Annotated in this window: 9 protein-coding genes; 8 read left to right on the plus strand and 1 reads right to left on the minus strand. The window is 38.6% G+C overall.

The window, feature by feature from the left end:
• The first annotated feature begins 9 nt into the window (after positions 1–9).
• Genes HCG69_RS08355 through HCG69_RS08365 form a run of 3 tightly spaced genes read left to right on the plus strand, consistent with a single transcriptional unit; the run spans position 10 to position 5,502 of the window.
• On the plus strand, positions 10–2,001 hold the full coding sequence (locus HCG69_RS08355; RefSeq protein ID WP_221649677.1) for a glycoside hydrolase family 2 protein: 1,992 nt from the start codon (positions 10–12) through the stop codon (positions 1,999–2,001).
• A gap of 39 nt (positions 2,002–2,040) precedes the next feature.
• Entirely contained in the window at positions 2,041–3,243 is a 1,203-nt protein-coding gene (locus HCG69_RS08360) for a hypothetical protein (RefSeq protein ID WP_221649678.1), read from the plus strand.
• 12 nt (positions 3,244–3,255) lie between these two features.
• Entirely contained in the window at positions 3,256–5,502 is a 2,247-nt protein-coding gene (locus HCG69_RS08365; protein WP_221649679.1) for a glycoside hydrolase family 3 N-terminal domain-containing protein, read from the plus strand.
• A 91-nt stretch (positions 5,503–5,593) separates the two neighbouring features.
• On the opposite strand, the gene HCG69_RS08370 is transcribed toward HCG69_RS08365, so the two are convergent.
• The gene (locus HCG69_RS08370) at positions 5,594–6,457 is read right to left on the minus strand and encodes an AraC family transcriptional regulator (RefSeq protein WP_221649680.1); all 864 of its coding nucleotides are present in this window, start codon (positions 6,455–6,457) and stop codon (positions 5,594–5,596) included.
• Positions 6,458–6,711: 254 nt separating this feature from the next.
• Here HCG69_RS08370 and HCG69_RS08375 point away from each other — a divergent pair, with 254 nt between their 5' ends.
• The 5 genes from HCG69_RS08375 to HCG69_RS08395 all read left to right on the plus strand — a co-directional run bounded on the left by HCG69_RS08375 (position 6,712) and on the right by HCG69_RS08395 (position 16,048).
• Positions 6,712–8,523 (plus strand): hypothetical protein, encoded by a 1,812-nt coding sequence (locus HCG69_RS08375; RefSeq protein ID WP_221649681.1) that lies wholly within the window; start codon positions 6,712–6,714, stop codon positions 8,521–8,523.
• Between the two features lie 12 nt (positions 8,524–8,535).
• A complete protein-coding gene (locus HCG69_RS08380; protein WP_221649682.1) occupies positions 8,536–10,467 on the plus strand; it encodes a sialate O-acetylesterase in 1,932 nt (643 codons plus the stop codon).
• A gap of 369 nt (positions 10,468–10,836) precedes the next feature.
• Positions 10,837–12,117: a hypothetical protein gene (locus HCG69_RS08385; RefSeq protein ID WP_221649683.1), complete on the plus strand. Its 1,281-nt coding sequence runs from the start codon at positions 10,837–10,839 to the stop codon at positions 12,115–12,117.
• 132 nt (positions 12,118–12,249) lie between these two features.
• Complete coding sequence (locus tag HCG69_RS08390) at positions 12,250–13,674, plus strand: right-handed parallel beta-helix repeat-containing protein (protein WP_221649684.1); 1,425 nt, start codon at positions 12,250–12,252, stop codon at positions 13,672–13,674.
• 70 nt (positions 13,675–13,744) lie between these two features.
• Entirely contained in the window at positions 13,745–16,048 is a 2,304-nt protein-coding gene (locus HCG69_RS08395; RefSeq protein ID WP_221649685.1) for an IPT/TIG domain-containing protein, read from the plus strand.
• The last annotated feature ends 44 nt before the right edge of the window (positions 16,049–16,092 follow it).

Genomic DNA, 16,092 nt, shown 5'->3' on the forward strand with positions numbered 1-16,092 from the left:
AAAACGGATATGAAAAGACATTTTTCACTTGCCGGACTCAACTGGGAATTGGTAGGAACCAAGCCCTATTATTGGAAGCTGGACAGACAGATGGAACAAATGAAAATCACTCAGCCGGAAGAAAAACCAGTTCCGGCTCCTGTTCCAGGTTCGGTTCAACAAGCATTATTCAATGCTGGTATTCTACCCGATTGGAATATCGGCACCAACTATCGCCAGTGTGAATGGGTTGAGAATCGGCACTGGCTTTATTTTCTCGATCTGCCCGACAGAATTGTACAACATGAAAAGAATGAACGGGTAAGCCTCTGCTTTTTAGGCCTTGACAACTGTGGAGAGATATGGCTCAACGGGCAATTGATAGGAGGTTTCGAAACTGCTTATCATAGCCATTGTTTTGATATTACAGACAAAATACAATTAAGCAACAACCGTCTTTGCATTCTCTTTACCAGTCCCGAACGTTACGAGGGACAAGTATACTGGACGTCTCGTACACAGATAGTAAAACCACGGTTTTACTATAACTGGGATTGGTGTCCCCGCATTGTCCAAACAGGTATCTGGGATGACCTTTTCATTGAAATAACCGATGACTACCTATTACCGGACATTTATACGTATACAGAATTATTACCCGACCTCACAACAGGAGTAATTCACATTAGGATAAGTGGGAAGAATGAACAAAAAGGAGATATCAATATTTGCCTGTCCGAAACAGATGGGCGAATAATTACGGAACTTCGCATCTGTAGCAACGAACTTGTGCCCAATAAAATGAATTGTTTTACCGTTAATATTCCCAATATCAATCGTTGGAATATTAACAACCAAGGTTCCCAAACTTTATATAATCTTCGTTGTACATCCTTCGACCCGGAAAACAATCCACATGACCAATGGCAACGGCCTGTCGGGTTCCGGCGTATAGAATGGAAATCATGTGCCAATGCTTCTCCCGAAGCTACCCCATGGCTTTGTTGTATAAATGGTATTGACACATTTCTACAGGGAGTCAATTGGACTCCTCTTCGTGTACTTTTTGCGGATGTCGACGAATCACTCTACCGGGAACGACTCTTACAATATAAAGAACTGGGGTTTAACATACTACGTGTATGGGGAGGTGCTATCCTCGAAAAAGAGTGTTTTTATAGGTTATGTGATGAATTCGGTTTGCTGGTTTGGCAAGAATTTCCTTTGTCGTCATCGGGCATTAACAATACTCCTCCGGACGACTCCGAGCGAATCGGACGAATGAAAGATATTGTTGACGAATACATACTTCGACGCCACTATCATCCTTCGCTTGTCATATGGAGTGGAGGTAACGAACTATATGACGAAACCAATGAACATCCACTGAATTTTGAGCATGCCATGCTAAAAGCTATTGCCCGGACAGTAGAAGAAAAAGATCCGTTCCATCGCTTACTACCAGCTTCGCCGTCAGGTCCGGTGATATACAACGATCCAAAGCATTATGGGCGCGGTATTCAATGGGATGTACATGGGCCTTGGACACTACCTGAAGAGCCTATAGATAAATTTATGAGTAACATACGGAGTTATTGGCAAAATTCTGACGCTTTGCTCCATTCTGAGGCCGGAGTGAACGGAGCTTCATCGGTAAGCCTTATAAAGCGTTATTGCGGTAGTTATCAACCTCTGCCGATATCTGTCGATAATCCCATTTGGGCACAGTTTTCATGGTGGATGGAAGAAGATGCTTTTCGAAAAGCACATCAAGGCAATGCTCCTGTCAGTATTGAAGAATATGTGGAGTGGAGTCAGGAAAGGCAATGTTGCGGTTTATCCATTGCATTGACTGAGGCAAAACGCCGTTTCCCTGCATGTGGAGGGTTTTTAATCTGGATGGGACACGACTGCTTTCCCTGTCCTTCCAACACTTCTATTATCGATTACGAGGGAAATTTAAAACCTGCAGCTCAATCTTTTTATGAAATAATGAAATTAAAAACTCAAAACTCCAATTAACTTATGAATCTTATCCTAAAAACTGTAATATACTTGGCGATGAGTAGCTGTATTTGCCTGTCTTGTACTAATGGGAACAATCTTGAAAAAGAAATCAACTCCTACAATTATGTCATTGGAACACAAACCGTCGGAGCAAAATATAAATTTACCGAAGAGACGAATTTGGTGGAAACAGCCGTGGAAATCCGTAAAATGGGTTCCAATTTACTAAAAATGAGTCTGAGTCCACGATATTACTGGGAAAACTATGATATCCCTTACCAACCGGAAATAAAAAGCCTCAAGGATTTAGCCCAAGAAAAGTCAGTAGCCCAAGTGTTCAATATGGATTTTACATATTACCAGATATGGATATATGAATTTTCACAATATACACAAGAACCCAAAGGCGAAAAACGAGATGAATACCAAATTAAATTTGTTGATGGACTGAGTGACGAATATGCTGATAAATCATATAGAGAAATCTATGACTTAGCCTGCTATCTATTAAGAAAGTATTCGGGAACGGGAAAAGTTTTCTATCTTGGTAATTGGGAAGGAGACTGGCATCTGCGTTGGGATTACAATCGGGACAAACCTGCAAATCCGCGTACAGTCGAAGGAATGACACGTTGGCTCAATGTCCGCCAAAAAGCCATTGATGATGCCAAACGGGATACTCCACATAGTAATATAGAAATGTATCATTATGTAGAGGTAAACCTTTCGGACCTTGCTGTAAAAGGAGACACTTGCGTCGTTAATACCATTTTGCCACAAATCAATCCCGATTATGTCTCTTTTTCTTCTTATACAGCAACCAATCCTCCTGCAACAGAAGCAGCTATGGATTCAACTCTTACAATACACCTTAACCACATAGCTTCGAAAATGAAGCCAAAGACTGGGATACAAGGAAAGCGTCTTTTCATTGGTGAGTATGGTTGGAGCGAAGCTGCTTATTCGCAGGAAGAAATAGACCAACGTGCCAAATGGGTAATAAAAACAGCAATGAAATGGGGATGTCCTTTTATCCTTTTCTGGGAAATGTACAACAATGAATTAAATGATGACGGTTCCAACCGCGGTTTTTGGCTAATCGACCAAAAAGGAAGTAAAACTCCTCTTTATTATACATATCAGAAATTCTATATTGAAAGCCGTGAGTGGATAATAAACTTCACACAAAAGCAGAATCGGATGCCTTCTCAAGAAGAATTTCTTAAGGCCGCTATCAGTTTTGAAGCACTAAAATAGAACCGGATATTTATGGAAAAACTATTTAAGCAGACATTGGGAATTATTATATTCTGCAGCATCTCCTTCATGGTATCCGCGCAGGGGTTACTGCCTTATCAAAATAAGAGTATCCCTTTGGAAGAACGTCTGCATGACCTCGTATCACGTATGACACTGGAAGAGAAATGTGCTCAATTACTACATGATTCACCTGCAATTCCACGATTGGGAATTGCCGAATATAATTGGTGGAGCGAAGGACTTCATGGGGTAGCCCGATTCGGACGTGCCACTGTATTTCCCCAGCCTATTGCACTTGCCGCCACATTCGATACTAAATTGATTTACCGTCTGGCTGTAGCAATATCCGATGAGGCACGTGCTAAATTCAATGCTGCACAAGCAATGGAAAACCGTACCCAATACACCGGGCTGACATTCTGGTCACCTAATATAAATATTTTCCGGGACCCACGCTGGGGAAGAGGAATGGAGACATGGGGTGAAGATCCCTGGCTTACCTCGCAAATGGGAATTGCTTTTGTTAAAGGTATGCAAGGAGACAATCCACACTACCTAAAAACAGCGGCTTGCATGAAACATTTTGCGGTTCATAGTGGACCGGAAGGCGAACGACATAACTTTAATGCCGAACCTCCAATGAAGGATTTATATGAGACCTATCTTCCGGCATTCGAAGCATTGGTCAAAGAAGCCCATGTTGAAGCAACTATGGGGGCTTATTCGGCACTTTACGGACAACCAACCTGTGCCAACGACCTGCTTAATCATTTATTACGCGAAGATTGGGGATTTAAAGGGCATGTCGTATCGGATTGCTGGGCCATACAAGACTTTCATTTAGGGCATAAGGTGACGAAAACTCCCGAAGAATCTGCCGCCCTTGCCATACATAGGGGAATCGATTTGAATTGTGGAGATACTTACCGGGCCTTGCCAAATGCAGTAAAGCAAGGATTGGTAGATGAAAAAGATATTGATCGCGCTGTAACCAATATATATCGTACCCGTTTTAAACTGGGCTTTTTCGATGCGAAAGAAGATTGTCCTTATAATGCGATTCCGTTATCCGCTGTGGGAAACCGGGAACATAAGATGCTGGCACTCGAAGCTGCGCAGAAGTCTATCGTATTATTAAAAAATTCTCTTTCTTCAAAAAACAACATGCCAACCCTTCCACTTTCTCCCCAAATAAAACGTCTCTATCTACTCGGTCCTCATGCTTCAGATGTCGATGTGCTGTTAGGCAATTACAACGGGCAAACAGGAGAAGCACGTACTATTCTGGAAGGAATTACTGCCAAAGTGGACTTAGGAACCCGACTGGAATATCGTAAAGGATTTACATATAATCAGGAAAATAAGAATAGTGAGAACTGGGCATTTACTGACTCGCGTGGCTCGGATGCAGTAATAGCCGTTATCGGGTTAAGTACATTATCTGAAGGGGAAGAGGGGGAAGCCATTGCCTCAGACTTTCATAGTGACCGTAAAGATATCACCCTGCCGGCTACACAACTAAAATATTTACGCGAGTTGCGCGAAACGATCAAAGATACCCCACTGATCGTTGTCGTTACGGGAGGAAGTCCTGTCGATTTACGAGAGGTTTACCAATTATCCGACGCATTATTATTTGTTTGGTATCCGGGTGAGCAAGGAGGCGATGCTCTGGCAAACATATTATTCGGAGAAGTATCTCCTTCAGGTAAGTTGCCCATTACTTTTCCAATGGATGAGAATCAACTTCCGGATTATAAAAGCTATTCTATGGAAGGAAGGACCTATAAATATTCTACCGTTACCCCTATGTTCCCGTTTGGTTTCGGATTGGGTTACAGCACCATTGAATTAAGCAATTTAAAGATCAAAGTACTCCCGGCATACTCTCAGAAACAGAAGTCGGCTTTATACCTTACTCTGACCGATACTCTGGTGGTGTCCTTTTCCGTCCGCAATCCCGGAAGTGTTCTTGCGGAAGAAGTCATACAACTATATCAACAGACTAAAAACGCTAAATTCCGGACTCCGCAATTCGATTTGAAAGATTTTATGCGTATCCGAATTAATCCTGGTAAAGAAAATCAGTACTCTTTCCGTATTCCTGCTGCCCGCTTTTCGGATTTCAATATGGAAGGACATCGCATGCTGGTACCGGGAACACATAAACTTTTTGTTTCCACTTCTTTACCCATTGCCCGGAGTCTAGAATTAGGTACGACTCCTTGGTTGGAAGGAGAAATAACAGTAAAATAGGCCAAGCATAGCAATATTCGCTCACTGAATCGTAAGTATGTTGAAAGATATAATCGTCTCCTTGCCAATCCTAAAAATGAAAAGCTATAATTTAGTAGATGGTCATCTTATTCATATTTCTTTCCCTATAATCCGTCGGTGTTGAACCTTTTTTCTTCTTAAAAATGCGATTAAAATTGGAAATATTATTGAAGCCACAATTATATGAAATCTCTGATATGGTATTTGTCGTTTCCAATAACATACGGGCGGCTTCACCAACACGCAAGTCATTCAGAAAATCAATAAAGCTCTTTTGAGTCCGCTTTTTAAAGAAATGACAAAATCCTGATTCTGTCATATTAATAAGTTTGGCAACTTCTCCGACAGTGATTCTTTTACTATAGTTCTTTTGTAGATACTGATGTATGATTTTAATGCGTCTACTTTTTACCTCATAATGATTCTGAGTAAAATTCGGACTACACAATACCCGTTTATCAGGCGAAATAGCAAGCTCATTCAAAATAATCAGAAAATCGATTACCGAATCAAAGCCCCTTTTGTCCGCCAAAGCAAGCAGACGAGGCAAAATACGTTTTTGTTCCGCTTCTGAAAAGACGATACCACGTGCAGAGAGATCGAGTAACTCCTTTACCGGACGAAAAAGATTTTTGTTGATAAAAGAAGAACCAAACAATTCAGAACTAAACTGTATTGTAATAACATGAGTACGAAACTCTGTATCAGCCTCCCAGGCATGAAAAGTATTTGGACCAATCAGTACCAGATCCGAACCATTGATATTTTCCACTGAGTCGCCTACAATACGTTTTCCTTCAAAATGTTCCACCATATTAAGTTCGAACTCATAATGATAATGAGTAGGAAAATCAAATCCTGCGGTCGGGTGGTTTAATAAGACGAAAAAATCATCGTTATTAATGGGGGTTATTTCCCGAATAATGCGTTTCATTATATCAGTATTTTATAGATTAATATGGTTACAATATTACGTCTTTTTATTTAAATCCCAAATAAAAAGCAAAATAGTATCATGCTTATGCCGTAAAGTATTCATATAGATATAGCTAAAGCCCTAACTTTGCGACTATAATACCATTCATGAAAAAACATACTATATATTATGAGACAGGATACTCTATTAAGAGCAGAAGAAAGCTGCTTGTTTATAGTGGCATTTTCACTTTGTCAAAATCTTATTGAAATATGAATAAAACATTAGGTTGGAAGATTGTTTTTGGAATCACCTTTGGATGGTGGCTCTGTGTCGGAATGATGGCACAGACCACTGATTCCATTGCTTATTGGAACACGCACACACAACTCACCCCTTGGCGTATGCCTATGATAAATGCTCCGGTAGAATATATTGATCTTGATCAGGACGGCGACCCGGACATACTTATTACCCGCATATTTGGTGATATCCCGGTTATGTGGATAGACGATAATGACAATATGGAATATGGAGATACCGAAGGAGATATGATAGATGACTGTCTGCTGATAGATCTCAATCGCGATGGAGTATTCGGTGGCCCTATGGATTTATGTCTTGACTGGGTTGATGAGAACAACGATGGGATTGCCGATCTTCAAGTGGTGGTATCTAATGGAAAAGGAGAGAAATTCGGTTATTTCGATTGGGGTGCCGATTTCATGTATATCATAGATTTTAACGAGAAAGATGGAATTCATAATTATATTGATTGGAACCAGATCCGATTAATGTGTTGGGCACACAGTGGGCATTGCAATTTCTTTACCGACTATCACGGTAATACGCTCTTTCTAAAGATGCATGCTTCAACTTTCAATATTGCTGATTTGAGGTATAATTGGGAAAATCCTTTTATCTTTTTCGATCAGGATGGCGATGGATTATCAGAATTCTCGATTCGAATGGTGGATACTCCTTATTTTCGTCCTAAAGAAGGAAATTCGCCACATTTTAAAGATATAGACGAACGTTATGAAATTCAATTTACTCAGAAAATAGATTGGGCTGCCCTGTCATGGGATCTGGACAATGACAACTGTCCCGGTAATGAGTTCGATTTTGATATGAGCCTCCATTTTAGAGGAGAAGGATTCGATTATTCAGATCAGGTACATACTTTCAAAAAACTCCGTGGATTACCCGAAGCGGATAAACTTATTTACGACCCACGCTGGCGACAGCAAACTGAACTAATTTATCCTGACCCGAAAAAAGCACTGGAATTACTTTTTAAACGTGGAAAAGGAAAATACGACCAATGTTGGTTTGTGTTCGATGAAGATGACGATTGTAATCGTTGGGAAAGGGTAGAGTTTTATGAGCCCAAAGATTTATATGCCATTGGTCTGCACAAGGGAGGACTGGACAACAATGCCCAATCGGATGCAATAGGTGACCGCGGAGAATGGGATTTGGATAATTCAGGTGAAGGAAGTCTTTATGTGGGAACTTTCGATGGGCGTATACATCTTTATGGGGCAGAATGGGGATGTTGGCGAATTGACCAGACAGCCTACAATTTTCAAGGTTTCGGAGGGTTATACGACAAATGGAATTATTTTCGCATGAATCCCGATCCGGAGAAATTTGGTTTGGTAAAATATACTGATACCGATAATAATGGATTCATTGATCTTATAGAATATGACTTGGATGGTGACCGGCATTTTGAAGAACGCATTTCTTTACTGGAACTGGGTATTGACGACCGGAATACAATTATCGATACTTCCAGACAGTCGTATGATGATATGCATAGACTTTTTAAAACCGTATCAGATAATATGTGGAAACAGGCGGAAGAAGTAGTTGAGATTGCTAAAAAGCAACGCCTTAATGTAGAATGGTATAATTTTTACCGTCATCCACGTTCAGTAAAAGAACGTTATCAATATGGCTATTGGCTTGCATTCTACCTCTATCATGATATGAAACAGGTGGCCTTACAGAAAGGGGATAAAGAACTGGCCCAGAAAATAGATAAAGCATACTATTCAAAAAACTGGAATTCATTTTAAACAGGTACGATCATGAAAAAAGTCAAATTAATATTGTTAGTATTCAAAATTATCATAGTTATACCCAGTTTGGCTTCAAACAATTTATATTTAGCTTTTCCTTTTTCAGACCATGGCGTACTACAACAAGAAAAACCAATCCCTATTTGGGGAAAAGCACTCCCAAATGCTACTGTAGTGGCCGAAATAGGAGATAATCGGGGATATGGTCGTGCAGACAGTAGCGGAAAATGGCTTCTTTATCTACCTGCCTGTTCCGCAGGAGGACCTTATGAGCTAATTGTAAAAAGTAATAATGAACAAATAAAAAGAAAAGACATTTATATTGGCGAAGTATGGCTCGCATCAGGACAATCCAATATGGCTTGGAAAATGCAAAACGGAGTAGGTCCGAATACAGATCAGGATATATCCGATGCAAATTATCCACAGATACGTTTTCTTAACGTACCAAACGAAACCCACTCCACTCCCATAGAAAAACTTGCACCCGTTGATTGGGAAGTTTGTACACCGGAACATGTCAAAGGTTTTTCTGCTATCGCGTATTATTTTGCACGGGAACTTTATCAACATCACAACGTACCGATAGGTATTATCTCCGCATCCTGGGGAGCTACTGATATTGAGGCCTGGATGAGTGCTGACGTACTCCGGACCCATAATGCATATACCAAATGGGTTGAAGAATTTGACACGGATAGCCTAAAATGGCAGAATTATGTATGCCAAAGCCAGAAGAATGACCGTATACGTGACAGTATCGCTACACATGCAAATCATGGTATTCGTAAGAAAGTATTCAGCCCCAATTATAAAGATGATGATTGGTTGACGGTGGATACTCCTGTAAATACGAATAAGATGAAACTCAATAATTATTGGGGGGTGACATGGTTACGTACGGACTTTGAAGTTCCAGCCAATCTCTCCAAACAATCTTTATTGCTTGACGGAAGTATCAATGTACAAAACATTGAACTTTGGTTGAATGGAACCAAACTAACTCCACTACCTAGCAAAAAGTTCGAATTTCCCGCACGCCTGTTAAAACGCAAAAACCAGCTTACAGCACGCGTAGTAATCCATTGGGGCAGTGCCTGGCTTGGTACTGACGAGCAGCCTCTCATTCTTACCACGCAAAACGGTATGCAATCATTCAGGTTGGATAATTCATGGAAATTTAATGCTACACTTGAACCAGAATTACCAGGCTGGCAAAACTATTATAATACTCATACCGTAATTTACAATGCAATGATTCACCCATTAATGCCTTATAGTATGCGCGGAATTTTTTGGTATCAGGGAGAAAATAATGTAGGAAAGGCCAAGCAATATCAAAGTCTGTTACCTAAACTGATAGAAAGTTGGCGGATTGGTTTCAAGCAGGGTAATTTACCATTTATTACTATTCAATTGGCAAATTATATGAAACGAGCATCCGAGCCTTTAGAGTCTAAATGGGCAGAATTGCGTGAGGCCCAAGCCATGTCATTACGCTATCCTAATACGGGATTAGTTACTACAATTGATATTGGTGAAACAAACGATATTCATCCACGTAATAAACTTGATGTAGGGCGGAGACTTTATCAGCAGGCACAGTCACTTGTCTATGATGCTTCGATCATTGGAAGGGGACCCACCTTCCGTAAAATGGAAATTGAAGGAGATAAAATCCGTATTTATTTCGATAATGTTTCCGGCGGATTAAAAACAAAAGATGGAAATCAACCCAAATCGTTTGCAATAGCTGGAAGTGATCAGCAGTTTTATTGGACTGATACGGCATACATAGAAGGAGAAACGATTGTTGTATATTCTGACAAAGTACCCAATCCGGTATCGTTACGTTACGGTTGGGCTGATAATCCCGAAGTAAACTTATATAATTCCGACGATTTACCGGCTGTACCATTTCGTACAGACAATTGGAACTAAAAAAGTATAACTTAAAGGATTTGTATTACTAATATTTCGGACAGATACGTATTCCATATCTTTTATATAATTTACCCCGGATAGGAACATGAATTCTTGATAATAATACTTATCGGTATTCGTCAGTCCATTTTTTATAGTGTATATTTCACTTTTATAGTCTAAAATCACATATACGATTCTTCCATTATGTTTTTATATATGAATGAAAATTTCTGCACTCTTAAATCATAATATTATTCTGCAAAAGTAAATTGGCAAAATAGTATATTGTTTGAGCAAAATATGTCCATATTGACTTTAACTTTTACCGTAATTTTGTATTGTACAAGTTAGTATGCAATACAAAAATTCCTCAAAACTAATATTATGAAAAGAAAAATTGAATCAATCTTATTCCTTTTCTCAATGTTGCTGAATGTATGTTCATGCAATTCGGTTAAAAATGAAATGAAATGCCTGACGGATAAAGAAATTTTATCCATTATTAATGAACACAAACCTACCAATAAATATCCGGTTCCAACAGATATGTATAAACGTCTTGGAGCTACTCACGTCGGTGGCAAATATTACTTCACTAAAGAACCTTATATTATAGAGGGATGCCAAAAAATGCAAGAAATGGGATATGGAGTGGTAAAGCTATGGTTTAATAAAGGAGGAGGGGGATATCCGTATAACTCAAACTGGAGTTTACCCAAAGAATTTACTTTAAAACAATTGGCAGAACACCCATATTACAAGACGTGTTTTGATATGTCTTTTAGTACAATTGCATTGAGTATCCCTGGAGCCGGAGTCAATACGACTGATAAAACAGCTATTCAGGAAGAGGATGAAATTTATGAACTTTCTAAATATCTACTTGAACAATATAAAAATAAGGAAATTGAATTTGTACTACATAATTGGGAGGGTGATTGGATTATGCGCGGAGGAACAGGAGATGAGGCTCGTTGGTCACGTAAAGCCGGTGAACTTATTAAAGCTGTAGATGGAGATCGTTACACAGTTCTTGTTCCTTCGGATTCGACTCAACGTATCAATAGTATGATAAAATGGTTCAATGCCCGCCAAAGAGGCGTAGAAAGAGCACGTTCGGAAATATGGTACTCTAAATGCAAAATATACCATGCGATTGAAGCCAATAAGGTGATGGATAGCATGAATGGTATTCCGGGCATTATCAATTCGGTACTTCCACAAGTTCGGGTAGATATGGTATCGTGGTCATGTTATGATGCTCTTTCTACAACGGGATTGGATGAGGGGATAAACCTTTATAAAGGTATTGAATTTGTAAAACAAAATTTTACTCCAAGTGCATATATGAATAAAGAGAAGAAAGTATTTCTTGGAGAAATCGGTATACCTGAACAACGGTATGAAGGTCTGACTACTAAGGAGGTTATAGTAGCTAACTGGGATACTTATATAGCTGTATGCCTATCACTCAATGTACCTTATATAATTCAGTGGGAACTTTACTGTAATGAGCCTAAAAACGAAGAATTAAGAAAACTGAATGATACACGAAAGACCGATGAAATGAGGGGATTCTGGCTTATCCGTCCGGATGGATCTAAAAGTTTTGCGGCTAATTATTTTGATTGCTTGATGCATAATCCAACTTTATTATATAGATAAAAGAACTTGGAGAATAATCAAAGCAAAATAATACAATAGTTGAACTGAATAGTGGAATGTGTCAATATTCTAATCCACTATCTTTGTCATAAAGTAATTTATATTTGTTTAATTTTTAAACTTTTACATTTCATGAAAAAAATTACAAAAGTATTGCTGGTTGCAATTTGTATCTTAACAGTAAATTCTTTTACTGTCGATGCAGAACAAATTATCCGTTATGTGAAGCAAGATGCTACAGGCAACGGAACGTCTTGGGAAAATGCTTCGGGTGACTTACAAGCCATGGTAGATGAAGTAGAGGCTAATGCAGATAAAGGAGAAGTACGGGTAGCTGCCGGTACTTATTACGGAGGTTTCCTTATGAAAGACGGAGTTAATGTATATGGGGCATATTCCGCAGTTGACAATGGAATAAGAGATTTGAAAAATAATAAAACTTATTTGGATGGAGAGAAAAAATCACGTGTCCTTTTTCAAAATCAGGATATATTATTCCAATATACAACAACTTGGGACGGTTTTTATATTCAAAATGGAAATGACTTAGGAGCGGGAGCGTTTATATCTTATCGTTCAGTCCTTTCAAATTGTGTCATTCGTAATAACACTACCGAAGGAAAAGCCTGGCAAAAAGGCGGAGGTGTAGCCATGAAAAAATGTCAGGCAGCAGGTGCTCCTGGTATAGCGGGTTGTCTTTACAACTGTGTTATTATTAATAATCATGCTGGTGACGAAGGTGGAGGTATATTTATTGAAAACGGTTCGGTAGGCGACGTTATAAATTGTGTTATTGCCAATAATACTTCGGATAGTAGTTGTGGAGGTTTATTCTTGGGTGATTGGAATGGCTGGAGCTGTATTCAAAATAATATTATTATTGGTAATGAAGGCGGAGTTTCACAACTTTATCAAAAACAAGGTCCATTATTGGCAACGTTTAATAATCTCATACAAGAAGAAGGTGCAGAAGCTATTAAAGGTTATGACCCAACAGCTAAAGATGACTATCTAACAAATTATTTCAAAGACAATCTGATTTCTGCTAATTATTCTTTAGATGATATTTTCGTGAAACCCACTTCTTTTAGTGGTGTAGAATTACTGGAAGGTGATTGGGATGAAATTTCAAATTCAGACTGGAGCTTGAAAGAAGGTTCAGTTTGCATAAATACCGGAACAGACAGAAACATTCCTATTCGAATTAATGGAGCCAATCCTAATACTCAATCTTATTCCGATGTATTCATTACCGACATATGTGGAAATAAGAGAATAAGTGGAATAGCCCCCGATATGGGAGCTTATGAATACGGTTCTGTTCTAAGTGGATTAAAAGATGTAGTAACGTTGGATATTCAAATATCTTTAGTAAATGATATATTACATCTCGAAGGTATACAGAATACTGATAAAGTGACTATTGTTAATAGCCTTGGGATGATGATTTATAACAAGACAAATGCAGAATACAATATACCCCTTTTAAATGCAGGGCTCTATATAATAAAAGTCGAACGTGGAAACGAATCTGTTGTATGTAAAATTTTAAAATAAATTTATTGTAAAGCAAAGGAGGGTGATCTCCGTGTGAACCACTCTTTTGCTTTTTCTTAAATCTACTGATATGAGAATATTTTATCCCTTCATATTTCTATTTTTTCTTCTTGCATGTAAAGATAACGTTACAGATAATGGGAATGATACTCAAATTCCAACAATAGAGAAGATCTCACCTCTTTCTGGAAGATCAGGCACGCAAGTTACGATTACCGGAAATAATTTTGCTGAAAATTTTGCGTATGAATTAGTTCTACTGGGTGAAAACGAAATCATTCCATCTGGAGGCGATGAAAATACAATCACTTTCGTGATCCCTGCCCATATTACATCAGGTAATTATCCTATTAAAATAAAGTTAGGTGGGAAAGAGTTCGAAAGTAATTACTCATTCAATGTAGAGAAAGAGTCGGACGAACCGATTTCCGATAAAATTCCCATCGATAAAAACAGTGTTACAAAAGGTTTCTTAAAAGCAGGAGTAGAAGGTATCCATCCCAGATTATTCTATAACGAAGCACGAATTGCTGAAATTATGAGTGTGGTGAATGGCGACCGAAAATTTGCGGCAAGAACTTATGCAGATATCATAAATCAAGCCAAAAATTTACTCTCAGCACCACTCAAAGTTTGGAAATTGGATGATGCTAATTTAAGAATAAGTACAATCCATGAAATAGGTAATACCGATTTACCGGTTTTATCTTTAGCCTATCTATTCACAAAAGATGTGAAGTATGCAGAACGTTGTTATAGACAAATGCAGTCTATGTGCAGTTGGAAAGATTGGGGGGCCTCACGCCATTTTCTCGATACCGGAATTGGAGCACGCGGATTTGCAATGGCCTATGACGCAATTTATGACTATTTAAATGATAAACAAAGAAGTGAGCTAATTGACGGACTTCGTCGTCTGGCACTGGAACCGGGTAAAATACAAATAGAAACCGGACAAGGACAAGCATGGGCTTGGTATAATAGTAATAACAACTGGAACGGAATATGCAATGGAGGACTTATCTGTGCGGCATTAGCTGTCTATGAATCAGATCCCGACTTCATGAGCCAGCTGATTGCCTTAGCTGCAAATAAAATGATGATATATATGCAATCTTTCGAACCGGATGGGGCCAGTGAAGAAGGACTGATGTATTGGTCCTACGGATTAACCAACGCATTCCTGGCATTGGAAGCTATGCAGCGAAACCTGACAACAACTTATGGATTAACAGATTTAAACGGTATTTCAAAAACAGGTTGGTTTCCATATAATGTATCCGGACCAGTAGGAACAGCAACCTTTGGGGATGATTATTTATACTACGGTAAAACAAATAAATTCCTATCCTATTTTTGGTTTGCTCACTTTTTTAACGATCCCAATCTGGCTAAGAAACATTACGACGAATGTATAAGTCGCCAAGGAATGATGAATGGATACCATGACCTTTTGTTCTATTATCCGGAATTAGTTAACCAGGGAATAGTCAGCGAAATCCCATTACAAGGGTATGTTAAAGGGGCGGATTATATGTATATCAACCAGAATAATTCAGATATTAATTCGTTTTATGTGGGTATGCATGGGGGAGATAACAGTGCCAGTCACGGGCATTTAGATGCCGGTTCATTCTATGTTCAGGCTAATGGAGAATGCATTTTTATCGGTAGTCTGGGTACAACAAATCCTTATCCTGCTGATTACTTTGATGAAACTGCACCTTATTATGAAAGTAATTCCACTACTACAGCCAGTTCTCCCGGGCGATTCTATTATTACAGAGTCCGTACTGAAGGAAAAAGTTGTTTGGTTGTCAATCCAGATGCCCGTCCGGAACAAAATCCGAAGGGGATAGCTCGTCTGACCAATCAAAATTCCGGAAATAATAGTGGTTTCTATATATTAGATATGAGTGATATATACAAACGTGATATGAACAAATATATACGGGGAATTAAGCTAAACAGGGTAACTCAAACTATTACTATTCAAGATGAATTTACTCCTAAAAAAAATGGTTCAACCGTATATTGGCTTGGGCATACTCCACAAACGGGAAGTATGACTCTTTCAAATGATAAAAAAGTGGCAACTTGTCTCAAGAGTGGTAAGAGTACTATTATAAGAATAGTTTCACCCGCAGATGCAGCATTCGAAATTGTAAATAACACAGAAACAGATATCAACTATTTGGACGAAACACGTCCCATTTTTTCATCAATTATGAAACAAAAAAATCAAATAAATAAATGGTATGGCAAATTACAGATTAAACTACAAAATGTAAGTGGTCCAACTACTATTACTGTGGAAATTACAAATAATAGTGCAAGCAATAATCCCTCTGTTCCGATCAATGAATGGAATTGATAAAATTATAGATTAAAAGTATTTTACCATTATAACTTAATAAT

It is taken from the genome of Bacteroides sp. K03 (assembly GCF_019734355.1).
Lineage (GTDB): Bacteria > Bacteroidota > Bacteroidia > Bacteroidales > Bacteroidaceae > Bacteroides > Bacteroides nordii.

Bases quoted from the DNA above. Each gene is read 5' to 3' on its own strand.
- HCG69_RS08355 (WP_221649677.1), top strand. From the start codon at position 10: ATGAAAAGACATTTTTCACTTGCCGGACTCAACTGGGAATTGGTAGGA.
- HCG69_RS08360 (WP_221649678.1), top strand. From the start codon at position 2,041: ATGAGTAGCTGTATTTGCCTGTCTTGTACTAATGGGAACAATCTTGAA.
- HCG69_RS08365 (WP_221649679.1), top strand. From the start codon at position 3,256: ATGGAAAAACTATTTAAGCAGACATTGGGAATTATTATATTCTGCAGC.
- HCG69_RS08370 (WP_221649680.1), bottom strand. From the start codon at position 6,457: ATGAAACGCATTATTCGGGAAATAACCCCCATTAATAACGATGATTTT.
- HCG69_RS08375 (WP_221649681.1), top strand. From the start codon at position 6,712: ATGAATAAAACATTAGGTTGGAAGATTGTTTTTGGAATCACCTTTGGA.
- HCG69_RS08380 (WP_221649682.1), top strand. From the start codon at position 8,536: ATGAAAAAAGTCAAATTAATATTGTTAGTATTCAAAATTATCATAGTT.
- HCG69_RS08385 (WP_221649683.1), top strand. From the start codon at position 10,837: ATGAAAAGAAAAATTGAATCAATCTTATTCCTTTTCTCAATGTTGCTG.
- HCG69_RS08390 (WP_221649684.1), top strand. From the start codon at position 12,250: ATGAAAAAAATTACAAAAGTATTGCTGGTTGCAATTTGTATCTTAACA.
- HCG69_RS08395 (WP_221649685.1), top strand. From the start codon at position 13,745: ATGAGAATATTTTATCCCTTCATATTTCTATTTTTTCTTCTTGCATGT.